The following is a 22,555-nucleotide window of genomic DNA, read 5'->3' as shown; positions in this document are numbered from 1 at the left end:
AATAATAATGAAAACCCTACTGTCCGCTACTGCGCTGATGATGAGCGCAGGAGTGGCCTGCGCGCAGGCCGCTGAAAAGAATGACTGGCACTTTAATATCGGTGCCATGTACGAAATAGAAAACGTTGAAGGTCAGGGCGAAGATATGGATGGACTGGCTGAGCCGTCTGTCTATTTTAATGCGTCCAATGGGCCATGGAAAATATCTCTGGCCTATTATCAGGAAGGCCCGGTTGATTACAGCGAGGGTAAACGCGGTACCTGGTTTGATCGCCCGGAACTGGAAGTTCGCTATCAATTCCTCGAAAGCGAGGATGTTAATTTCGGATTGACCGGTGGTTTCCGTAATTACGGCTATCACTATGTTAATGAACCAGGAAAAGACACTGCCAATATGCAGCGCTGGAAAGTTCAGCCGGACTGGGATATTAAACTTACTGACGATTTACGTTTTAGCGGCTGGTTGGCGATGTATCAATTCGTCAATGACTTGAGTACCACAGGTTACTCCGATAGTCGCGTTGAAAGCGAAACCGGTCTGAATTATACCTTCAACGAAACGGTGGGCTTAACGGTCAACTATTATCTCGAGCGCGGCTTTAATCTGGCGGACTCGCGTAATAATGGTGAGTTCTCAACCCAGGAAATTCGTGCTTACTTACCGTTATCTTTCGGCAATACCACCCTGACGCCGTACACCCGTATTGGCCTTGATCGTTGGTCAAACTGGGACTGGCAGGATGATCCGGAACGCGAAGGGCATGATTTCAATCGCCTTGGTTTACTGTATGCCTATGATTTCCAGAATGGTTTATCAATGACCCTGGAATATGCCTATGAATGGGAAGATCATGACGAAGGTGAAAGCGACAGATTCCATTATGCGGGTATTGGTGTGAATTACGCATTCTAAAATGTGCAGGGGCATTGTTATGCCCCTGTTTTTACACCAGTGAGTCGGCTAACGATATTTGCGTGCTCACGGTGATGTTCTGCAATCCTTTCTCACCGGCAATCAGATTAAATAATAAATTACAGCTTTGTTCGCCGAGCTGCTGAGTTGGGACATCAATGCCTCCCGGTACGGGTGTCAGCATAAATGACAGCAGTTCATTACTGTAGCCTACAACGGCAAGCTGTTGCGGAATGGCGATATTTTTCTCAGCCGCCACGCGATATAAACTCATTAATTTTAAACTGTCGGTGGCAAATACTGCGTCGGGTAACGGTTGTTGACTCAGTAATTTCCGCGAAGCGAGCAGGGCTGTTTCATGTGTATAACCCCCATCAATAATCCACTCATCGCGTATTTGAATGTTATGTTCCTGAAGGCTGGCTTTATACCCATTGACGCGATCAATGGAAACATGAACGTCAAGCGGGGCATGTAAACAGGCAATATTACTGTGGCCGCTCTCAATAAGCGCATTTGTCAATGTAATGCTGTCGCGATAGTTATCAGTGTCTACAGAATAGACATTGGCGTACTCACCTTCCACTTTACCAATAACCACGACCGGAACGTTGTATTTATCCAGTCTTGCAAAAAAAGATTCATCAGCGGGAGAACTCAGCATAATGATGCCTTTGATCAATTTTTGCTTAATTTTACTCTCACATTTTTGTAAATCATCTTCGGTGCTTCGCGACGTCTGTAATATGACATCAAAACCAACTTCTTCGGCTTTGGCCGTAATAGCATGCAGCACTTCAGAGAAAAAGGGATTACCGGCGGTTGTTTTGGCAGAACGGGTTGATATCACCATTATTGCGTCAAAGCCGGAAGAGGTGAGCGCCCGAGCCAGTTTATTGGGCTGATACTGTAACTCATCAATAGCGCGCAGCACTTTTTCCAGCGCTTCCGGCGAGATGTTGGTTTGCTTATTCAGCACGCGCGATACCGTGGATTTTGATACGCCAGCGGCTCGTGCAATATCATAAATGGTAGGAGACATAGATCCCAAGCTCCGTCCGAGAGTCAATGGCGGACATATTATGGAGTTCAATGCCGAATGACAACAATCACAGAATGCTGACAGAAAAATCAAAAGACACACCGCACAATGTGTTACCTGAAGAACAATGCGATCTGCTGGTGTGTACGATGATAATGCAGTCGCAATATTTTCTTAAGAACTGGCGTATAGTGTTGTAGTGAAATCCCACTCTCGATCAGGAAGATATTATGTTTAAAAAAGGCGTATTAGCGTTGGCACTGGTCATTGGCATGCCGGTTTATGCTGCAGAACACTGGATTGATGTTCGTGTTCCTGAGCAATACCAACAGCAGCATATTCAGGGGGCCGTCAATATTCCGTTAAAAGAGATGAAGGCGCGTATCGCAACAGAAGTGCCTGATAAGACCGACACCGTGAAGTTGTATTGCAACTCCGGGCGTCAATCGGGACAGGCGAAGGATATGCTTGTTGAAATGGGCTACACGCAGGTGACGAATGAAGGTGGGATCAACCAGATTGCGCTGCCAAAAGTAGAGAATAACTAAACCATCCGTATATCTTCTGTAACAGGCGGCAGGAATAATGCCGTCTGACACCGCTCAGGTAGTTGATAAATAAGAATTGACCCCTATCTTTACTTCCTGTTTGTTATAATTTCTTCGGTTCCTTCAGCATAACGGGATGGCGATGAAGCGACTTAAAAATGAACTCAATTCGCTGGTTAATCGCGGCGTAGATCGGCATTTACGCCTGGCTGTCACCGGGCTTAGCCGTAGCGGTAAGACGGCGTTTATCACCGCAATGGTAAACCAGTTACTCAATATTCATGCCGGTGCACGCCTACCGTTGCTCAGCTGCGTGCGCGAAGAGCGTCTGCTCGGCGTTAAACGGGTTCCTCAACGTGATTTTGGCATTCCGCGTTTTACCTATGATGAGGGACTGGCTCAACTGTATGGTTCTCCGCCAGCCTGGCCGACACCGACGCGCGGGGTGAGCGAAATTCGCCTGGCGCTGCGCTACAAGTCCAATGACTCTTTGCTGCGCCACTTCAAAGACACCTCCACGCTATACCTGGAAATCGTCGATTATCCGGGCGAGTGGCTGCTCGATCTACCGATGCTGGCGCAGGATTACCTGAGCTGGTCGCGGCAGATGACCGGATTATTGCAAGGTCAGCGGGGCGAATGGTCGGCCAGATGGCGACAGCTCTGCCAGGGGCTGGATCCGCTGGCCCCTGCTGATGAAAACCGTCTGGCGGAAATCGCCGCCGCGTGGACGGAGTATTTGCATCAGTGCAAACAGCAGGGACTGCATTTTATTCAGCCAGGACGCTTTGTCCTGCCGGGAGATATGGCGGGTGCGCCTGCGCTGCAATTCTTCCCGTGGCCGAATGTGGAAGAATACGGTGAGTCTAAGCTGGCGCAGGCGGACAAACACACCAACGCAGGCATGTTGCGCGAGCGGTTTAATTACTATTGCGAAAAGGTTGTGAAGGGCTTTTATAAGAATCACTTCCTGCGTTTTGATCGCCAGATTGTACTGGTGGATTGCCTGCAACCGCTCAACAGCGGGCCACAGGCGTTCAATGATATGCGTCTGGCGCTGACCCAATTGATGCAAAGCTTCCATTACGGGCAGCGTACGCTGTTTCGTCGGTTGTTCTCTCCGGTGATCGACAAACTGTTATTTGCCGCCACCAAAGCTGACCATGTCACGGTCGATCAGCACGCCAATATGGTGTCGTTGCTCCAGCAACTGATTCAGGATGCCTGGCAAAACGCCGCGTTCGAAGGTATTAGCATGGACTGTCTGGGCCTGGCATCGGTACAGGCAACCACCAGCGGCCTGATTGATATGAAAGGCGAAAAGATCCCGGCGCTGCGTGGCAATCGCCTGAGCGATGGCGAACCGCTGACCGTCTATCCCGGCGAAGTGCCCGCGCGGCTGCCAGGGCAAGCGTTTTGGGACAGCCAGGGATTTCAGTTTGAAGCATTTCGCCCGCAGGTGATGGATGTTGATAAACCCTTACCGCATATCCGTCTTGATGCCGCGCTGGAGTTTTTAATAGGAGATAAATTGCGATGAGCGAGCCGTTAAAACCGCGTATCGATTTCTCAGGTCCGCTGGACGTGGAACAAAACCCGGCGTTTAAAGCGCAGCAAATGTTCAATGAAACGGAAGCGCAGACCTTTGCTCCGGCGACACTGGATGAGCCTCTGGAAGACGAAGGTCAGGCAGAAGCGGTGATTGATGCTGCCTTGCGTCCTAAACGCAGTTTGTGGCGCAAAATGGTGATGGGCGGACTGGCGCTGTTCGGCGTGAGCGTTGTCGCACAGGGCGTGCAGTGGACCATGAACGCCTGGCAGACCCAGGATTGGATCGCGCTGGGAGGGTGCGCCGCGGGCGCGCTGATCGTCGGCGCGGGCGTGGGGTCGGTGGTGACCGAGTGGCGCAGGTTGTGGCGTTTGCGCCAGCGAGCGCATGAACGTGATGAAGCGCGAGACCTGCTTCATAGCCACGGAACAGGAAAAGGTCGCGCATTTTGTGAAAAGCTGGCGCAGCAGGCGGGTATCGATCAGTCGCATCCGGCTTTACAGCGCTGGTATGCCTCTATCCACGAAACGCAAAACGATCGTGAAGTCGTCAGCCTGTATGCCCATCTTGTGCAACCTGTGCTGGACGCGCAGGCGCGACGCGAAATTAGCCGTTCTGCGGCGGAGTCCACGCTGATGATTGCCGTCAGCCCGTTGGCGCTGGTGGATATGGCATTTATCGCCTGGCGCAATCTGCGGCTGATTAATCGTATTGCCTCGCTGTATGGCATTGATCTCGGGTATTACAGTCGTCTGCGTCTGTTCCGGCTGGTGCTGCTGAATATCGCCTTTGCCGGCGCCAGCGAATTGGTCCGCGAGGTTGGCATGGACTGGATGTCGCAAGATCTGGCGGCGCGCTTATCCACACGTGCTGCGCAGGGTATTGGTGCCGGGCTGTTAACGGCGCGTCTGGGTATTAAAGCGATGGAACTCTGCCGTCCGCTCCCGTGGATCGATGACGATAAACCACGCCTTGGGGATTTTCGCCGCCAGTTGATTGGTCAGGTCAAAGAGACCTTACAAAAGAACAAGTCTCCGCGTGAAAGTTAGCCAGAAGAGGGTGCCGATCGTATAACTTTACGCCGCGGCCCCCTATTTTCCGGCGTGCTGTCAATATTTGTTGACAGAGTTCTTCCTGCAAACCAAATACTGTCTTATCATTTAACACATAATCCCTTGTCCAGGTGAAGGTTCCTATGCGTTTGGAAGTCTTTTGTGAAGACCGACTTGGTCTGACCCGCGAATTGCTCGATTTACTGGTGCTGAGAAGCATTGATTTACGCGGTATCGAGATTGACCCCATCGGGCGTATTTACCTTAATTTTGCGGAACTGGAGTTCACCAACTTCAGTAGCCTGATGGCTGAAATCCGCCGTATTTCAGGGGTTACGGATGTACGTACCGTGCCCTGGATGCCTTCCGAACGTGAACATCTGGCACTGAGCGCGCTGCTTGAGGCATTGCCTGAACCCGTTCTTTCTCTGGATATGAAAAGCAAAATTGAGATGGCGAACCCTGCGAGCTGTCAGCTTTTTGCTCACTCTCAGGAGCGGATGCGTAATCATACTGCCGCCCAGTTAATCAATGGTTTTAACTTCCAGCGCTGGCTCGAAAGCAATCCGCAGGATTCACATAGCGAGCATGTCGTGATTAACGGACAGAATTTCCTGATGGAAATTACGCCAGTTCACTTGCAGGGTGAAAATCAGGAGCAAATGCTGACGGGAGCCGTCGTTATGCTGCGTTCCACCATCCGGATGGGGCGTCAGCTGCAAAATATGACCACGCAGGATCTGAGCGCGTTTAGCCAGATTATTGCCGTCAGCGCCAAAATGAAGCATGTCGTAGAACAGGCCCGTAAGTTGGCGACACTGAGCGCACCGCTGCTAATCACCGGTAATACCGGTACGGGTAAGGATCTCTTTGCCCACGCCTGTCATCTGGCGAGCCCGCGCGCGGCGAAGCCGTATCTGGCGCTGAACTGTGCATCGATCCCTGAAGACGCGGTCGAAAGCGAGCTGTTTGGTCACGCAGGGGAAGGTAAAAAAGGGTTCTTCGAGCAGGCTAACGGCGGCTCGGTGTTGCTGGATGAGATTGGCGAAATGTCGCCGAGCATGCAGACCAAATTGTTGCGTTTCCTCAATGACGGGACCTTCCGCCGGGTTGGCGAAGATCATGAAGTCCATGTCGATGTACGTGTGATTTGCGCCACGCAAAAGAACCTGGTGGAGCTGGTGCAGAAAGGACTGTTCCGTGAAGATCTGTATTATCGTCTGAATGTGCTGACCCTCAACCTGCCGCCGCTGCGCGATTGTCCGCAAGATATCATGCCGCTTACCGAACTGTTTGTGGCGCGTTTTGCCGACGAACAGGGCGTACCACGCCCGAAATTATCCGCCGATCTCAGCACGGTATTAACCCGCTACGGCTGGCCGGGTAACGTGCGCCAGCTTAAAAATGCCATCTATCGGGCGTTGACCCAGTTGGAGGGGTATGAGCTGCGGCCACAGGATATTCTATTGCCGGATTACGATGCGGCAACGGTTGCGGTCGGAGAAGATGTGATGGAAGGCTCGCTGGATGAAATTACCAGCCGCTTTGAACGCTCGGTGCTGACGCAGCTGTATATGAACTATCCCAGCACGCGTAAACTGGCGAAAAGGCTTGGCGTTTCCCATACCGCAATAGCCAATAAACTGCGCGAGTATGGTCTGAGCCAGCAGAAAAAAAGCGAAGAATAGAATACGGTTGCCAACTCTGTTATCGGGGTTGGCAATATTTTATTTGTTTTCAGGCTACATGTACGTTAACTAGGTTCGTTCACCTCAGTCACATAGTTTCTATGTTCCTGGAAATACACTCACTTGTTGCCTTCATACACTCGCATTATTTTAGATATATATAATGAATTTTATTAATCATATTTAATATGAATTCTGGTGCGACCAGTATCCCTCATTCTTAATTAGTTACCCTTTTCGCGGTAGTTTATTTCGCTAATTCATTATTCCTTTTACAATTAATGGCATTTTGAATAATGCAATTATTAATAAGGGATGATTATGAAACTTAATATATTTACCAAAGCAATGATTGGGATGGGCGTATTATGCGCGGCTGCTCCTGTATTTGCTCTTGAAGCCTGGAACGGGCAAGAAGGAACAGGTCCTTACGAAGTTATTTACAATAGCGGTGTCTATACTAATGCCTGGTGGGTGGGGGCTTCGGACTGCCCGGGGAATGCCACTGATGAGGACCCAAATAACCCGTGGCGTTTTGAACGTGATGCAACTTCAGCGGAAATTGCGGAATATGGCAACCCGACAACGTGCGATACTGGCGGAGGTACGGTAACCTATCCAGACTACAATAGCGCAAATGCCTACAATGCCAATGATATTGTCACTTACAACAATGCGACCTGGCAGACGTCTACCGCACAGAGCGCATACGGCTTCACGCCGGGTGCAGCCAATCCGTGGGAAGTGTATGCGGAAGTCGCGCAGTGGACAGCAACCACAACCTACAACAAAGGCGATAAAGTTCAGAAGGACGGCCAGGAGTATGAGGCTCTGTTTTATACCCTTGGTGATGATCCTTCGCTGCCCGAGAATCAGAACCCGTCTGGCACGAATGGCCGTCCATGGAAGCCGTTAGGCGCCGTCGTAACCTATACGACAGATCAATTAAATAACGCACCTGAGTTTAATTCATCGACGCTATATGAAAGCGGTACATTAATTCGTTATAACGGAGACAATTATGTCTCCCAGGCTAAAGTCCAGAAAGTCACGCCAGCCGATACCAACCCGTGGAAAATTTATATTGACTGGTCCGGCACTAAAGCGATGGTCGGAACGCCTTCAGCACCGTGGCCAGCGCATGTCTACGCGCCGTATGTCGACTATACTCTGAACTCGCTACCTGACCTTGCCAGTCTGGCCAAAAACCAGGGTGTGACCCACTTCACCATGGCCTTTGTGGTGGCGAAGGATGCTGATACCTGCCTGCCAACGTGGGGCACGGCGTACAACGTCAACGATTACACGCAGTACAGCAAGATCAAAGCGCTACGTGAAGCAGGCGGAGATGTCATGGTCTCTATCGGCGGTGCCAACAACTCACCATTGGCGGCAGCCTGTACCGACGTATCACAACTGCAACAGCACTATTATGACATCGTTGAAAACCTTAATCTGAACGTGCTGGACTTCGACATCGAAGGCACCTGGGTTGCTGACCATGCCTCCATTAACCGCCGTAACGAAGCCGTTAAGGCTGCGCAGGATCAGTGGAAAACGGAAAATCGTAGCGTGGGGATCTGGTACACGTTGCCCATTCTGCCGACCGGTCTGACCGATGACGGTTTGTATGTGTTGAACGATGCAAAGGCCAAAGGGGTTAATCTGGCTGGTGTGAACGTGATGGCGATGGACTACGGAAGCAGTATCTGTCAGTCCGACGGTAAGGAAGGGCAGGATATTCATGGCAAATGTGCAACCTCAGCCATTGAAAACCTGTTCAGCCAACTGAAGCAGATCTTTACTGACAAGAGCGATGCTGAGATCAACGCCATGATGGGCGTTACGCCGATGAACGGCTACAACGACGTGCAGGGCGAAGTGTTCTATCTGTCGGATGCGAACCTGGTGATGGACGATGCCAAAGATCGCGATATGGGCATGATTGGCATGTGGTCGATGATGCGTGATCAGCCGGGCGTTGCCGGTCAGGTATCACCGGAACACAGTGGTTTAACGGAATCCCAGGCAGCGAAATACGCCTTCAGCGAAGTGTTTGCGCCGTTTACCCATAGCGATGAGACACCGGCAGAGACGGAAATAAAAGACATCAATGTAGACAAATCGACAAATAATAATCCGCAATTAAAATGGACGCAAAATACCGCCAGTATTAAGAGTGGAGAGTATACCGTTACATTACAACACGATGGTTGGAATCGTGATGCCGTTGGTGAGCCGTACTATTTTGGTAAATATGGCAACAAAGGGAACGACCAGGTAACGATAACCGATTCAGGTAATGGTTATTCCACGGTTAAGTTATCCATATTGTCTGGAAACGTTACTGAAGGGCATAACGTTGCAGTTACCGATGAGAAAGGTAACGTTGTGTTAACTTATCAGTACACACTTGAAGATGTGAGTACGGGTAGCCCTTCGCAAATTGCATCGTCAGAGACGTCAGTTAAAAATGGTTCGTTGTCCTATACGATCAATTCATCTATGGCAATGATGGCTACGTATCAGTACGTTAACTTTTATTACGATTCAACCGACGCGAAAGGAAAAACGACCACCAATTTTTGTGGTTCCTGGTTCAAGGGGAGTGTCAAGAAGAACGGCAAAGTTTGTTACACGGTGATGAATTCGCAGCCGACGAATGCATACTGGTCCCCTTCTGAGGTTATTTCTGTAAATAAACTGAAAGCGGGTGATAAAGTTTATGCGGCTACCGCCGATGGCAGTAGTGAAAGTGCAAAAATCTTTACCGTACTGGATTCGATTACCTTAACGGATGAGATGTTAAAAGCGTCCAGGTAAGTTAAAAAGTCCTCACCTTCAAAAGCCGTAACAGTAATGTTACGGCTTAATTGTTGATAAATCTTGCCGTCAACAACGTATTCCTTCGCCAGAGGTCTGGTATCAACCGTGATCTTTGCCTCTACCCGAATCAAAGCAATTCTGCTTTCAACGCCTTTCACCTGCTGCAGACTGTGAAGCAAGGCTATATACCTGTCATACTTCAGGTTGCATGCGCGTTGACTTTCCTCGCTCACCCCAGTCACTTACTTGAGTTAGCTCCTGAGGATTCTCTGCGTCGCCGCCTTCCTGTAACTCGAATTATTTAGGGTATAGGTCAGATCAAACTACGCGCTGGCGCCAGGCTGTAATTGCTGAACTTGCTTCTGTTCGCACTCAATCGTGACGGGGTAGGCATAGCTGTTCAGTAAAAGTATAAAAAAACCTCGCCGTAGCGAGGTTGAGAATGTGTTGTATAGAATGCTAAGTGCTTTTAAGCTTTCAGCACGTCCAGCGCCGCATCATAGTCCGGCTCGTTGGTGATTTCATTAACTAACTGGCTGAAAACGACGTTGTCATTCTCATCGATAACGACCACAGCACGAGCGGCCAGGCCTTTCAGCGGGCCTTCAGCGATTTCAACGCCGTAGTTTTTCAGGAATTCTGCATTGCGCAGGGTGGACAGCGTGATAACGTTGCTCAGACCTTCCGCACCGCAAAAACGTGAGTGGGCAAATGGCAGGTCGGCTGAAATGCACAGTACGACGGTATTGTCGATTTCTGTCGCCAGTTGGTTAAACTTACGTACCGATGCCGCGCAAACGCCGGTATCGATGCTTGGGAAAATATTCAGTACTTTGCGCTTGCCTGCAAACTGGCCCAGCGTAACGTCAGACAGATCTTTAGCCACAAGGGTAAAAGCCTGAGCTTTGCTTCCTGCCTGAGGAATGGAGCCAGCGACTGCAACCGGGTTGCCCTGGAAATGAACGGTTTGTGACATGGTTATCTTCCTGTTTACATATAGTTAACGTCGAGGCTAGTTTATGCCATCAGCAGTTAACACGGCAAACGCTATTTGCGGATATCCGCTTCAGGGACTGCACTAAGGAAAACGAATGAGAACAGTAAAGGTATATGAGGAAGCCTGGCCGCTGCACACTCCCTTTGTTATTGCCCGTGGGAGCAGAACCGAAGCGCATGTGGTGGTTGTCGAAGTAGAAGAAAATGGCGTCGCAGGCATCGGAGAGTGTACGCCTTATCCGCGCTACGGTGAAAGCGATGCCTCAGTGCTGGCGCAAATTATGAGTATTGCGCCACAACTGGAAAATGGACTGACGCGCGAAGAACTGCAAAAGCTATTGCCAGCGGGAGCGGCGCGTAACGCCGTGGACTGTGCGTTGTGGGATCTGAGTGCGCGTCAACAGCAGCAGTCTCTGGCTGAACTGGTGGGTTGCGAATTGGCGGAGGTGGTGACGACAGCGCAAACGGTGGTGATTGGTACGCCGGAACAGATGGCGGCGAGCGCGGCAGCACTGTGGGAGAAGGGGGCGAGACTGCTGAAAGTCAAACTGGATGAGCGTTTAATCAGCGAACGGATGGTTGCCATTCGTGCGGCTGTGCCTGATGCCACGATTATTGTCGACGCCAACGAATCCTGGCGGGCAGAGGGGCTGGCCGCGCGCTGTCAGCTTCTGGCTGATTTAGGGGTTGCGATGCTGGAACAACCGCTCCCGGCGCAGGATGATGCCGCGCTGGAGAATTTTGTGCATCCGCTACCGATCTGCGCAGATGAAAGTTGCCACACCCGCAGCAGCCTGAAAGCGCTGCACGGGCGCTATGAAATGGTCAATATCAAACTGGATAAAACGGGTGGCCTGACCGAAGCGCTGGCGCTGGCCGTTGATGCTCGCGAACAAGGATTTGCGCTGATGCTGGGCTGCATGTTGTGTACATCCCGGGCGATTGGTGCGGCGTTACCCCTCACGCCGCAGGTCAGTTTTGCCGATCTCGATGGACCTACCTGGCTTGCCAGTGATGCGGAGCCAGCCCTGCATTTTACGACCGGACAGCTTCATCTCTAGGGTGCCAACGCAGGAGATTGGACATGGCCAGCAAGTATTTCTCGCTCGCTTCATCGGATGAAATGGGCGGGAATTCGGCGGTGATACAGTGCAAGTTCAGGTCGGCACACCAGCTACCAAAAGAGCCGGGCGTTTCATAACCTACGCTGGTAACCAGGGGCAACTCAAATGACTGCGCCAGCCACGCGCCCAATTCGCTGCGTCTGGGATCTTCAATACAGGCCAGCGGATCGTGGAAAGACACCACCCAGGCGGGATGAATCCGGTGAATAAGCTGACACAGCGCCTGGGTTTCTGGTTCTGACCCCGGATGCTCGCCAGTCAGCAATACCACGTCGCGTTCTTCTGCGCTACTGTTCCAGCGATACACCGTTTCACCCGCTTTCCAGTTTGCGGCAGGAAAGTTACGGTTAAGATCTACGCCGTTAGCATTTGCGCGTAGCCCAAGCTGGCAACCGTCGGGGTTCACCGCCAGCACAACATGATGACGACGCAGGGAAGGGTTAAGCGTACGCAATGCGCAGGAAAGGGTGACGACCGATGAGTTTTCATCACCGTGTGTACCTGCCAGTATCAGGCCGCTTTCACGATCGGCTGCCAGCGCAGGAAACCAGATTAGCGGTGCGCCTAACGATGAACGTCCGTAATGTTCGGTTCCTGGCGGAAATGCGCCGCGCTCGGCACGGGGACGGGTAGCGGTCATAGTCATCTCTGAATGCTCGAATAGTTACTCGCAGTGTTGTGCAAAATGTATGGATAATCAAATCGTTTTCACACACTTATCTTTTCAGGTGTAATATCACTTTCTTGTCGGAAGTTAATTGCATTTCCTGCTGGCGATACAAATAATTACACATTCACTTAGTAGCCGGAATTGAGGGTATTTTATGCAGCATTCTGTTTCAGTAACCTGTTGTGCGCTGTTGGTTAGCAGCATTTCCTTATCCTGGGCTGCTGATGTTCCCAGCGGAACGGTACTGGCAGAGAAACAAGAACTGGTGCGGCATATAAAAGATGAACCGGCGTCACTTGATCCGGCAAAGGCCGTCGGACTTCCTGAAATTCAGGTTATTCGTGATTTATTTGAAGGGCTTGTCAATCAGAATGAGAAGGGAGAAATTGTTCCTGGCGTTGCCACCCAGTGGAAAAGTAACGATAACCGCATCTGGACGTTTACGCTACGCGACAACGCGCAATGGTCCGATGGTACACCGGTAACGGCGCAGGATTTTGTCTACAGCTGGCAGCGTCTGGTTGATCCCAAAACACTATCACCGTTTGCGTGGTTTGCTGCGCTGGCGGGTATTAGCAATGCTCAGGCGATCATCGATGGCAAAGCAACGCCTGATAAGCTTGGCGTTAGCGCAGTCGATGCGCGTACATTGAAAGTTCAGTTGGATAAACCGCTCCCCTGGTTTGCCAACCTGACGGCAAGTTTTGCATTTTATCCGGTACAAAAAGCCAACGTCGAAAGCGGCAAAGAGTGGACCAAACCGGGGAATTTGATTGGTAACGGCGCCTATGTGCTCAAAGATCGCGTCGTAAATGAAAAACTGGTCGTTGTACCGAATACGCATTACTGGGACAACGGCAAAACGGTTCTGCAGAAAGTTACCTTCCTGCCCATTAATCAGGAATCGGCAGCCACCAAGCGCTACCTTGCGGGTGATATTGATATCACTGAATCCTTTCCGAAAAACATGTATCAGAAACTGTTGAAGGATATTCCGGGCCAGGTTTATACCCCGCCTCAGCTTGGCACTTACTATTATGCCTTCAATACCCAGAAGGGACCGACTGCTGATTCCCGCGTGCGTCTGGCGCTCAGCATGACGATCGATCGTCGTTTGATGGCGGAGAAAGTATTGGGTACCGGCGAGAAGCCCGCATGGCATTTTACGCCGGATGTTACGGCAGGATTTGTACCTGAACCTTCGCCGTTTGAGCAAATGAGTCAGGAAGAGTTGAATGCTCAGGCGAAAACGCTGTTGCGTGCGGCAGGCTATGGTCCGCAGAAGCCGCTGAAACTGACGCTGCTGTACAACACCTCTGAAAACCACCAAAAGATTGCTATCGCTGTGGCTTCTATGTGGAAGAAGAATCTCGGCGTTGACGTAAAACTGCAGAATCAGGAGTGGAAAACCTATATCGACAGCCGTAATACCGGCAATTTTGATGTGATCCGCGCTTCCTGGGTGGGGGACTACAATGAGCCTTCGACGTTCCTGTCGCTATTAACATCGACCCATACGGGCAATATCTCCCGCTTTAATAATCCGGCATACGATAAAGTTTTAACTCAGGCTACGTTGGAAAATACCGAGAAGGCGCGGAATGCGGATTATAATACGGCAGAGAAAATTCTGATGGAACAGGCACCTATTGCGCCAATTTATCAATATACCAACGGGCGGTTAATTCAACCGTGGCTGAAAGGGTACCCGATTACTAACCCGGAAGATGTCGCATACAGTCGCACAATGTATATTGTGAAGCACTGATTAAGAAGTAGCTGGTTACCGGCATGGGCAAAGAGCGCCACTGCCGGGCAGCCCTGAGAATAAACAAAGGGTACGCGCTCCACTCAGCCAAGCCCGTTCTGATACATTCAGCAAGAGTGATGTCGTCGCCCTTATCCCTTCTTGCCGTATCTTCAACAGAATAACCTCGTCTGTATTAATGAATTCCATGCATAGGTCAAATCAGAGATGACAGGCTAATCACGGCGGGGGTTCTGGCCTAATATGGTGTTTTAACATGACAGGGGCTTGGCCGTGGAATACTCAGTACTAAGTAACAACCGCAAAATGCCGATGGTTGGTTTTGGCGTTTTTAAGGTCACCGATAAAGAAGAGTGTAAGCAGTCGGTATTAAGCGCTATTCGTACCGGTTACCGCCTCATCGATACCGCAGCCGTGTACAGCAATGAAGATGCCGTGGGTGAGGCGGTTCGTGCAGCCATTGCCGAAGGTCTGTGTACCCGCGAGGAGTTATTTATCACTTCTAAGCTGTGGGTCCAGGATATGGTCAACTACGATATGGCTCAAGCCGGTATTGAGGCGTCGCTGAAAAAATCGGGCCTGGAATATATTGATCTTTATTTATTGCATCAGGCCATGGGCGATTATTTCAGCGCCTGGCGCGCGCTGGAAGAGGCTTATGAAGCCGGTAAACTGAAGGCCATTGGCGTCTCCAACTTCTATGCGCATGTATTAGCTAACTTCTGTGAAACCGTCAGAATTAAGCCGATGGTGAACCAGGTCGAATTACATCCTTACTTTGCGCAACCTGTAGCTATCGAAACCATGAAGCGCTATAACGTTCAGCCTGAAGCCTGGGCGCCGTTAGGCGGTGGCAGGCATAAACCGTATGAAGATGAAATGCTCCAGGGGATTGCGGATGCCCATCAAAAAACGGTTGCTCAGGTCGTTCTGCGCTGGAACGTGCAGCGCGGCGTCACGGTGATTCCTAAATCCACCCGGCAGGAGCGTATTGCAGAGAACTTTGCCATCTGGGATTTCTCACTCACGGATAGTGAAATGGCGCAAATCAGCGCGCTGGATCTAGGCTATGTGGGTGAGGCGGTGAAGCACTTTTACCCTGAATTCGTCCGCGGCTGCCTAGGTGTTAAAATCCATGACTGAGCGTGGAGAAAACGTCGCGAGCTCGTAAAACGGACAACTTTTTTGCCTGCGTTAAAATGGCTGGTGTGATTTTCCTTCAGCTATTTTAAGTTTCCGGGGGCTGGTGCTCCCGGCAAATCAGCAACGCATCCTCTTCACTCAATCTCTCTTTCGTCAGATTACAATATCCCTGACCACCCGTTTTTTGGTGGAAGCGACAGCTATGGCAAAGTCCAAAGCCAGGCACATTGTTGGTCCGCTGGATCCCACGTAAAAGTTCAAACAGTAGCTCCTTAAGTACAGTCGCGCGTTCACCCATCGCCGTTTCACCCGCCACCAAAAACGTTGGCGGGAGCAGGGCGTCCAGTAACGTACCGGCTGATTCAGTTAACTGTAAATGTACGCTGCGTTTATCGCGGGCATCCTGCTTACGAACAATCAGTCCTTTGCTTTCCAGCAGCTTCAGCGATTGCGATACGGTGCCTTTGGTGAGGCCGAGGTAGTCCGTTACGCCAAGCGGCGTATTGGAATAACGGTTGCAACGGGCCAGATACATTAACGCGCTGAGTTGTACTGGTTGCAGATCCGCCAGTAATGGATGTTGGCGAAACCACATCCTTGTCAGGCTGGAAAGCCTGTCCAGGACATCGAAAAGTGACATGTCGTGCATAACAACTTCCTCCTCGACATATAGTATCGATTAAAAACTATATTGACAAAGCATAAAAGTGGCGTAGTATCAATTATAGTATCGAATCGATACTATAATTTAAAGGGAGATATATCATGACTAAAGCCCGTTTTTATCATGCCGGTTGCCCGGTTTGCGTTTCCGCAGAACAAGCGCTGCTTCAGCATCTGTCCTCCGATGTTGAAATCGATGTTATTCACCTGGGAGAGCAACCTGGCCGGGTTACGGAAGCAGAACAGGCTGGCGTGAAGTCCGTTCCTGCGCTGGTGATCGACGGCAATGTGCTGCATATCAATTTTGGCGCGCCCATTGAAGCGCTGAAATAACCTGGTGCGTTCGGGAAGTGGCGTAAGCAATTTCCCGAACATCCGCGGCAATAAGGAAGAGGCGTTATGAATGTGACGGGAAAATACCATCCTATAGATTGCGAACTTCACGATTATCTGGAGATCGCCTGTCTGTACCATTATTGGTTACGTATTGAGCTAACCGATGGCTCGTGTATGAATGTCACAGCGTTGACGACCTGCACCACCAGAGATAAAGAAGAGTTTCTGGTGGTGGAATACAATGGCAATCCGCTAAAAATTCGTCTGGATCGTTTGTCTGCGATCGCCACGCTGACAAACGGGGCGACGTTTAGCGTCGTCAGCTTTCCTTGAGTAACGACGCAACGAACGCGCCGCCGCTGTTATACGGTATAAATACGAATGTCATGCGCCTGGAAAGCCGTGGCATACTCTTTGCTGATATTTTCCTCCACGACAATCACATCAATATTGCTGCTTTCGGCGACGACATAGCGGGCGACGGCTGGGATCTTTTCCGCCGTCAGTGCGACGATAGTTTCATTGCACTGTTTGATTACCGCTTTTTTGAACTCGCAATCCGCATAATCAAATCCGGTTAAGCCGGATTCTGGCGACATCGCGCAACCGCCAATAAAACCCTGATCGAATAAGATGTTCTGCACTTGGGCGATGGCGGTGGCCCCCACACATCCACCCGAGGATCTCTGTACCGCGCCGCCTAACATGATGACCTCAAACAGCGGTTTTTCCAGCAAAACGGCGGCAATCTCTGGGGAGTTAGTCACTACGGTTAACGCCAGTTCGGCGGGCAGGGCTTCAGCCATCGCTAAATTTGTGCTGCCCGTGTCGATAAAAATGCAACTGCCGGATTTGACCAACCGGGCGCACCTCTGCGCGATACTGTTTTTTTTCGCCACATTAATGTTCTTGCGTACAGCGATGTCTTCGGATTCAGGAAGGGCAATGACCGCGCCGCCATAAACCTTTTTACACACGCCATCTTTACTTAGCTCATGCAGGTCGCGGCGGATCGTATGTTCAGAAACGCCTAGCCGACTGGCGAGCTCGGAACAAATGACTCTGCCGTTTTCCTGCAAGATCTGATAGATAAGCGCCTGGCGCTGTTCCGGGAAGGCAGCATAATCAAGCATAAATACTCCAGATAAAACAAATAACGAGCAATAATGAGCATGATCGTGCATGATGATTAACGATGTCAACACCCTTGAGAACGTACTGTTCGAAATACTACGAGAAGAGGTTCGCGATGAAGATTGCGCATATGGCTTTATGGACACAGGATCTCGAGCAGCAAGCTCGTTTCTGGGTCACGTTCTTTGACGGCAAGATTAACGAAAAATACTGCAGTAAAACCAATCCTGGATTTGAATCTTATTTTGTGCGTATTGGCGATGAGGTTGCGATTGAAATAATGACCAAACCGGGCCTTACAAGACGGCAGCCAGACAATAATACCTGTGGATGGGTACACCTTGCGCTCTCTGCAGGCTGCGCGGAAAAAGTTGATGCCATCGCGAGACGTGCGCAGGAACAGGGGATTTTACTTTCTGCTCCACGAACTACCGGTGATGGCTATTACGAAGCGGTAATACAAGATCCTGACGGCAATTTAATTGAGATTGTTGCCTAACGTTGTACAAATTTCCCTGCTGATAAATGGCATCGGGGACTGATTATTGATGAGTATTGTTCATAGGTTCGTTCTTATTTAACCCTCTAATCAGCGGTGTGTCAGGCCTCTATAATTTTACTGTTTTCAGTATCCGGCGGCAGTACGCTGGCGTTATTTTGGAGAGTCATACATGCAACATCAACTGGATGCCAGACAGCAGGCAATCATACCTATTGCCGCGTTTACCGCTACAGGTCAGGGTGAAAACCTGGACGCGGCGTTGAATGCCGGGCTGGATGCGGGGCTCACCCTCAATGAAGTGAAGGAAATTCTACTACAGCTTTATGCTTACTGCGGTTTTCCCCGCAGCCTGAACGGACTTGCTTGTTTAATGTCTGTGGTTAAACGCCGTAGAGAAAGAGGAATTACCGACGCAGAGGGAAATCCGGCCACGCCGCCGACGGAGGGCTGGGACAGCTTCCTGGCGGGGAGTCGCACACAGAGCCAGCTCGTTGGCATCAGGTCAGTGGGCCGCTGTTCGACTTTGCCCCTGCCATTGATGTCTGGCTAAAGGCACATTTATTTGGCGATATTTTTCAGCGTGATGTCCTTAACTGGAAGATGCGGGAGTTAGCGACGGTTTCTGCGTTAGCGGTATTAGGCGGTGTGAACAGTCAACTGAAGAGCCATTTTGCTATCAGTCTGAATATCGGTATGACTACTGATCAACTGATTGAATTTATTGCAATACTTGAACAGCATTGTGGTGCTGAGATAGCGACTAATGCCCGCGCTGTTCTTGATGAATGTCGCTTATGAATGCTGGTTAAGGTAATACCTAATCCCTGAGGAAATCATAATGGTCATGAACGTGAAGGGTTATGCCGCTCTGGCGGTGAAAGAAGATCTGGTTCCACACAGCTTCGTTCGTCGCGATCCGCGCGAAGATGATGTGGTGATTGATATCTTGTACAGCGGTGTTTGCCACTCAGATATCCACAACGCCTATAATGACTGGGGCGGCGCTAAGTATCCGATGGTGCCGGGACACGAAATCATTGGCCGTGTGGTGCATGTCGGGAAGTCGGTGACCAAATTTGCCGTAGGCGATCTCGCCGGGGTTGGCTGCATGGTTGACTCATGCCAGCATTGTAGCGCTTGCGAACAGGGGCTGGAGCAATATTGCGAAGAGGGTAACACGCTCACGTATAACGATATCGATCGTCATGACGGGCTGCCTACCTTCGGGGGCTATTCCGACAAGATTGTCGTTACCGAAAAGTTTGTGGTGAAGGTGCCAGAAGGGATAGATTTACGCGGTGCCGCGCCGCTGCTTTGTGCCGGGATCACCACATGGTCGCCGCTGCGTCACTGGCAGGTTGGAGAGGGCAGTAAAGTCGCGGTTGTTGGGTTGGGCGGCCTTGGGCATATGGCCATCAAACTCGCTAATGCGTTGGGGGCTGAAGTTACGCTGTTCACGCGTTCTCCGGGCAAAGAAGCAGATGCCAGACGTCTGGGCGCCAGTCACGTTGTGCTTTCCACTTACCCTGAGCAGATGAAGGCCGCCGCTAATCAGTTTGACCTGATTATTGATACTGTCCCGTACGTTCATGACCTGAATCCCTATATCCCAACGTTGGCGCTAAGCGGTACGCTGGTGCTGGTTGGCTATCTGGGCGCGTTGGATCCGTTCCTGAATACGGTTCCCCTGATTCTCGGGCGGAAATCTGTTGCGGGGTCGGTTATCGGCGGGATTGCAGAAACGCAGGAGATGTTGGATTTTTGCGGCCAGCACGGTATTACAGCCGATGTCGAAGTGATCAATATTCAGGATATTAATAACGCCTGGCAGCGGATGTTGAAAAGCGATGTGAAATACCGCTTTGTAATTGATATTGCCTCGCTGAAATAACGGTAGAAAGACGCGGATTTCCGCGTCTTTACTTTTTGTTAGTGTGCCGATGGCGATACTTCAGGATTATCCATATACAGCGTCTGGCTGGGGAATGCAAAGTCGGCGCCGTTTGCCTGGACTATCGAAATGATTTTCAAATAAACGTCTTGTTGTACTGTAAGCCATTCCTGCCATATGGTAGTTTTCGTGAAGCAATACACCATGATATTTAATGATGAATCTGCAAATTCATTGAAATAGACCAGTAGCGTTTGCTTCTGGTCTATCCCTGGATGATTTTGCAGCATTTGCCTGACCGCCTCGACAACAGCCTCAATTTTATCGGCATCTTCATATCGTAACCCGATCACCGTTTTGATTCTTCTGTTGGTCATACGCCCTGGATTTTCTACGCTGATAGAGGAGAAAATCGAGTTTGGGACATATAACGGACGATGATCGAAGGTGTTTATTTTGGTCATTCGCCAGCCAATTTCTGTCACTGTGCCTTCAATATTACGGTCCGGGGAACGGATCCAGTCACCGATGCTAAACGGTCTGTCGAAGTAGAGCATGATGCCGGAGAAAAAATTGCTCAGGATGTCTTTACCTGCCATACCTACAGCGATACCACCGATGCCGCCAAAGGTTAGCAGACCAGATAAGCTCATGCCGAAATGTTCGCCATACAGCAAAATGATGGCGACCACGATGGTAATCTTAATGATCCGCGATAGGATCCTCGCGCTGGTAATATCTCTGCCTTTATTAATCTGCGTTTTTTCAAACTGATTAATCACCAGAAAGAGTTTGATCGTCAGAATCAGCGCAATCAACGAGGTGCAGATAAAATCGACTACGCTGGGAGAGATAAATTTCAGGTTGTAACTCTCGATCACGTTATTGGCAATACTGCCGAACGTTCCAATGATAATGGCATAGACGAAAAATTGTGCCGCATGAAATATGAATCCTTTGCAACGTCGTTCGCCACGGTGAAACCAAACGCTCATCAGCACCAGTGCGGTAAAACAGCTGAGAATTACCGTCAAATTAAACGCATTATTCATAAACAGTTCAGCGATCATGATCCTTCCTGGCAGCTCCGTGGTTGCTAAATATCATCTGACATTCTGCTCATCGGATATTTTACGCAGTTTTGGCGCTCAGATCATTAACCAAAGGGTGAGAGAAATAATGCAATCAGCGCTAATTTCAGCGCAATCGCGCAGGCGTCACTGATGAATAGGCGTTATGTAGCAGACAGTAAGTTGATGTCATGGTATTGTTAGCGCAAAGTAACAAGCTTTTCATCTGCAAAAGGACAGTACTATGATCATGGCTAAGCTGAAGACAGCGAAGGGACGAAAGTTTTTGTTGTGCCTGCTTGGGGTGTTTATTATCGCAGCGTCAGTAGTCACGCGAGCGACGATCGGTGGCGTTATTGAACAGTATGACATTCCGCTATGCGACTGGACCGCCTCAATGTATGCCATTCAATCTGCAATGATTTGTGTCTACAGCATGGTGTTTACCATTCTGCTTGCCATCCCTCTGGGCATCTACTTCCTCGGTGGCGACGAGAAACACTAATTATTTGTTATGCCGGATGAATATCCATCCGGCATTGTATGGTGTGGTTAGTCGTCTTCGTCGTCGTCCAGCTCAACGGGCGTCTGATACTGATCCGGCTTGATAACCAGCAGGTCACAGCGTAGATGATCGATAACCTGTTCCGCGGTATTTCCCAGGAACGCGGCAGAGATGCCGGTACGTCCAACGGTGCCCAGGACCACGATGCCCGCCTGTAAGTGTTCGGCTAAATCAGGAATAACCTCTTCAGGCAACCCTTTTTCAACGTGTGTTACTTTCTCATCAATACTGAATTTCTGCCGTAATGCCTTCATGGCCAGCAAATGCTGTCCACGGATCGCATCGTTATATACGCTGGGATCAAATTCAGGGAGCTCAATCGCAATGTTGATGGGGGTAACAGGGTAGGCGCCAACCAGATGCACTTCGGTATGGTTAACCTGTTCCGCCAGTTGCAGCGTTTCTTTGACCAGTTTTTCATTGAGGGCGTTGTGATAGGCCTCTTCACTGGCGAGGTTCACCGCAACCAGCGCTTTACCGCCCTCAGGCCATGGCTGGTCTTTAACCATCCACACTGGGCTTGGACATTTACGCAATAAATGCCAGTCGGTTGGGGTGAAAATCACGGCTTCCAGACGGTCGTGTTGGTGCGCCATTTTTAGCACCAGGTCATGCTTCGCACTGATGACTTCCTGGATGATGGCTTCAAAGGGGCGGTTGTGCCAGACTACTTTTATCTCAAGTGGGATCCCTGCTTCGATATAGTATTTCGCTTGTTCACGTATCCACGCCGTTCGCTGGCTGATGACACCCTGACGCATTGCCGTACGCTCATCGGGCGACAGCAGGGTAGTCATCTCATAGGAAAAGTCGTAGATCGGCAAAAAGGCTTTAATTTTGCCACCAATCCGTTGATGCAAATAAACAGCTCGCCGTAATGCTGGTTGATCGTCCTGGTTAGGGTCGATGACGACCAGCATATTTTTATACATAGCCATACAGGGTCTCCTTACAACTGTCATCGCAGTTTGTAATTAAAAGAGTAACCCAATAATGTGGATTGAAACAGGGGAGAACCTCCTGCCAGATCAATAAATCGGGAAAATTTAGTGATTTGACAGGAGGATAACAGAGA

At 50.1% G+C, this 22,555-nt stretch carries 21 protein-coding genes and 2 pseudogenes; 15 read left to right on the top strand and 8 right to left on the bottom strand.

All coding sequences use genetic code 11. The annotated features are described in order from the left end of the window. Positions 1-7 precede the first annotated feature (7 nt). The gene (locus tag FHD02_RS04930) at positions 8-913 is read left to right on the top strand and encodes an OmpG family monomeric porin (RefSeq protein ID WP_220393646.1); all 906 of its coding nucleotides are present in this window, start codon (positions 8-10) and stop codon (positions 911-913) included. 31 nt (positions 914-944) lie between these two features. Here the strand turns inward: FHD02_RS04930 and FHD02_RS04925 are convergent, their stop codons facing one another. After that, complete coding sequence (locus FHD02_RS04925; protein ID WP_042308138.1) at positions 945-1,955, bottom strand: LacI family DNA-binding transcriptional regulator; 1,011 nt, start codon at positions 1,953-1,955, stop codon at positions 945-947. A 230-nt stretch (positions 1,956-2,185) separates the two neighbouring features. Here FHD02_RS04925 and pspE point away from each other — a divergent pair, with 230 nt between their 5' ends. The 5 genes from pspE to FHD02_RS04900 all read left to right on the top strand — a co-directional run bounded on the left by pspE (position 2,186) and on the right by FHD02_RS04900 (position 9,615). Beyond that, positions 2,186-2,503, top strand: a complete 318-nt coding sequence (gene pspE, locus FHD02_RS04920) for a thiosulfate sulfurtransferase PspE (protein WP_038640891.1) — start codon at positions 2,186-2,188, stop codon at positions 2,501-2,503. A 142-nt stretch (positions 2,504-2,645) separates the two neighbouring features. Continuing rightward, positions 2,646-4,043 carry a YcjX family protein gene (locus FHD02_RS04915; protein WP_220393645.1) on the top strand — a complete coding sequence of 466 codons (1,398 nt, stop codon included), beginning with the start codon at positions 2,646-2,648 and terminating at the stop codon, positions 4,041-4,043. Further along, positions 4,040-5,101: a YcjF family protein gene (locus FHD02_RS04910; RefSeq protein ID WP_220393644.1), complete on the top strand. Its 1,062-nt coding sequence runs from the start codon at positions 4,040-4,042 to the stop codon at positions 5,099-5,101. The genes FHD02_RS04915 and FHD02_RS04910 overlap by 4 nt, the downstream gene beginning before the upstream one ends. Before the next feature lie 146 nt (positions 5,102-5,247). Beyond that, positions 5,248-6,792 (top strand): transcriptional regulator TyrR, encoded by a 1,545-nt coding sequence (tyrR, locus tag FHD02_RS04905; RefSeq protein ID WP_061381265.1) that lies wholly within the window; start codon positions 5,248-5,250, stop codon positions 6,790-6,792. 321 nt (positions 6,793-7,113) lie between these two features. Further along, positions 7,114-9,615 (top strand): lysozyme, encoded by a 2,502-nt coding sequence (locus FHD02_RS04900; RefSeq protein WP_137370648.1) that lies wholly within the window; start codon positions 7,114-7,116, stop codon positions 9,613-9,615. A 329-nt stretch (positions 9,616-9,944) separates the two neighbouring features. On the opposite strand, the pseudogene FHD02_RS24845 reads toward FHD02_RS04900, so the two are convergent. After that, positions 9,945-10,016 (bottom strand): annotated as a pseudogene (locus FHD02_RS24845) (hypothetical protein); the annotation flags it as partial. Positions 10,017-10,087: 71 nt separating this feature from the next. Then, the gene (gene tpx / locus FHD02_RS04895) at positions 10,088-10,594 is read right to left on the bottom strand and encodes a thiol peroxidase (protein WP_042308146.1); all 507 of its coding nucleotides are present in this window, start codon (positions 10,592-10,594) and stop codon (positions 10,088-10,090) included. A gap of 115 nt (positions 10,595-10,709) precedes the next feature. Between tpx and ycjG the strand changes: the two genes are divergently transcribed. Then, positions 10,710-11,675, top strand: coding sequence for an L-Ala-D/L-Glu epimerase (gene ycjG / locus FHD02_RS04890; protein WP_137370649.1), 966 nt, complete (start codon positions 10,710-10,712; stop codon positions 11,673-11,675). Here the strand turns inward: ycjG and mpaA are convergent. Then, complete coding sequence (mpaA, locus tag FHD02_RS04885; protein ID WP_042308148.1) at positions 11,650-12,378, bottom strand: murein tripeptide amidase MpaA; 729 nt, start codon at positions 12,376-12,378, stop codon at positions 11,650-11,652. The genes ycjG and mpaA overlap by 26 nt on opposite strands. A gap of 184 nt (positions 12,379-12,562) precedes the next feature. On the opposite strand from mpaA, the gene mppA reads away from it, so the two are divergent. After that, complete coding sequence (mppA, locus tag FHD02_RS04880) at positions 12,563-14,176, top strand: murein tripeptide ABC transporter substrate-binding protein MppA (RefSeq protein ID WP_220393643.1); 1,614 nt, start codon at positions 12,563-12,565, stop codon at positions 14,174-14,176. Positions 14,177-14,449: 273 nt separating this feature from the next. After that, positions 14,450-15,319 carry an aldo/keto reductase gene (locus FHD02_RS04875; RefSeq protein ID WP_137370651.1) on the top strand — a complete coding sequence of 290 codons (870 nt, stop codon included), beginning with the start codon at positions 14,450-14,452 and terminating at the stop codon, positions 15,317-15,319. Positions 15,320-15,404: 85 nt separating this feature from the next. Here the strand turns inward: FHD02_RS04875 and FHD02_RS04870 are convergent, their stop codons facing one another. Further along, positions 15,405-15,968, bottom strand: coding sequence for a MarR family winged helix-turn-helix transcriptional regulator (locus tag FHD02_RS04870; protein WP_137365455.1), 564 nt, complete (start codon positions 15,966-15,968; stop codon positions 15,405-15,407). A gap of 116 nt (positions 15,969-16,084) precedes the next feature. Between FHD02_RS04870 and FHD02_RS04865 the strand changes: the two genes are divergently transcribed. Beyond that, complete coding sequence (locus tag FHD02_RS04865; protein WP_032939694.1) at positions 16,085-16,315, top strand: glutaredoxin domain-containing protein; 231 nt, start codon at positions 16,085-16,087, stop codon at positions 16,313-16,315. Positions 16,316-16,381: 66 nt separating this feature from the next. Then, entirely contained in the window at positions 16,382-16,651 is a 270-nt protein-coding gene (locus FHD02_RS04860; RefSeq protein WP_220393642.1) for a Rho-binding antiterminator, read from the top strand. A 29-nt stretch (positions 16,652-16,680) separates the two neighbouring features. Here the strand turns inward: FHD02_RS04860 and FHD02_RS04855 are convergent, their stop codons facing one another. Continuing rightward, on the bottom strand, positions 16,681-17,451 hold the full coding sequence (locus FHD02_RS04855; RefSeq protein ID WP_137370653.1) for a DeoR/GlpR family DNA-binding transcription regulator: 771 nt from the start codon (positions 17,449-17,451) through the stop codon (positions 16,681-16,683). Between the two features lie 116 nt (positions 17,452-17,567). On the opposite strand from FHD02_RS04855, the gene FHD02_RS04850 reads away from it, so the two are divergent. The 3 genes and pseudogenes from FHD02_RS04850 to FHD02_RS04840 all read left to right on the top strand — a co-directional run bounded on the left by FHD02_RS04850 (position 17,568) and on the right by FHD02_RS04840 (position 19,845). Further along, positions 17,568-17,951, top strand: coding sequence for a VOC family protein (locus FHD02_RS04850; protein ID WP_137370654.1), 384 nt, complete (start codon positions 17,568-17,570; stop codon positions 17,949-17,951). Between the two features lie 172 nt (positions 17,952-18,123). Next, positions 18,124-18,752, top strand: a pseudogene (locus tag FHD02_RS24840) (carboxymuconolactone decarboxylase family protein). Positions 18,753-18,792: 40 nt separating this feature from the next. Further along, positions 18,793-19,845 carry an NAD(P)-dependent alcohol dehydrogenase gene (locus tag FHD02_RS04840; protein ID WP_137370656.1) on the top strand — a complete coding sequence of 351 codons (1,053 nt, stop codon included), beginning with the start codon at positions 18,793-18,795 and terminating at the stop codon, positions 19,843-19,845. 38 nt (positions 19,846-19,883) lie between these two features. Here FHD02_RS04840 and FHD02_RS04835 read toward each other — a convergent pair whose 3' ends face one another. Continuing rightward, positions 19,884-20,915: a mechanosensitive ion channel family protein gene (locus FHD02_RS04835; RefSeq protein WP_220393641.1), complete on the bottom strand. Its 1,032-nt coding sequence runs from the start codon at positions 20,913-20,915 to the stop codon at positions 19,884-19,886. Positions 20,916-21,159: 244 nt separating this feature from the next. On the opposite strand from FHD02_RS04835, the gene FHD02_RS04830 reads away from it, so the two are divergent. Further along, positions 21,160-21,420 carry a DUF2534 family protein gene (locus FHD02_RS04830; RefSeq protein ID WP_137370658.1) on the top strand — a complete coding sequence of 87 codons (261 nt, stop codon included), beginning with the start codon at positions 21,160-21,162 and terminating at the stop codon, positions 21,418-21,420. A 47-nt stretch (positions 21,421-21,467) separates the two neighbouring features. Here the strand turns inward: FHD02_RS04830 and uspE are convergent, their stop codons facing one another. Beyond that, entirely contained in the window at positions 21,468-22,418 is a 951-nt protein-coding gene (gene uspE / locus FHD02_RS04825) for a universal stress protein UspE (RefSeq protein ID WP_137370659.1), read from the bottom strand. Positions 22,419-22,555: the final 137 nt, after the last annotated feature.

This window comes from Citrobacter sp. EC_71 (assembly GCF_019584005.1).
GTDB lineage: Bacteria > Pseudomonadota > Gammaproteobacteria > Enterobacterales > Enterobacteriaceae > Citrobacter > Citrobacter werkmanii.
The sequence above is the reverse complement of the archived record's forward strand: the minus strand, read 5'-3'. Positions and strand labels throughout refer to the sequence as shown.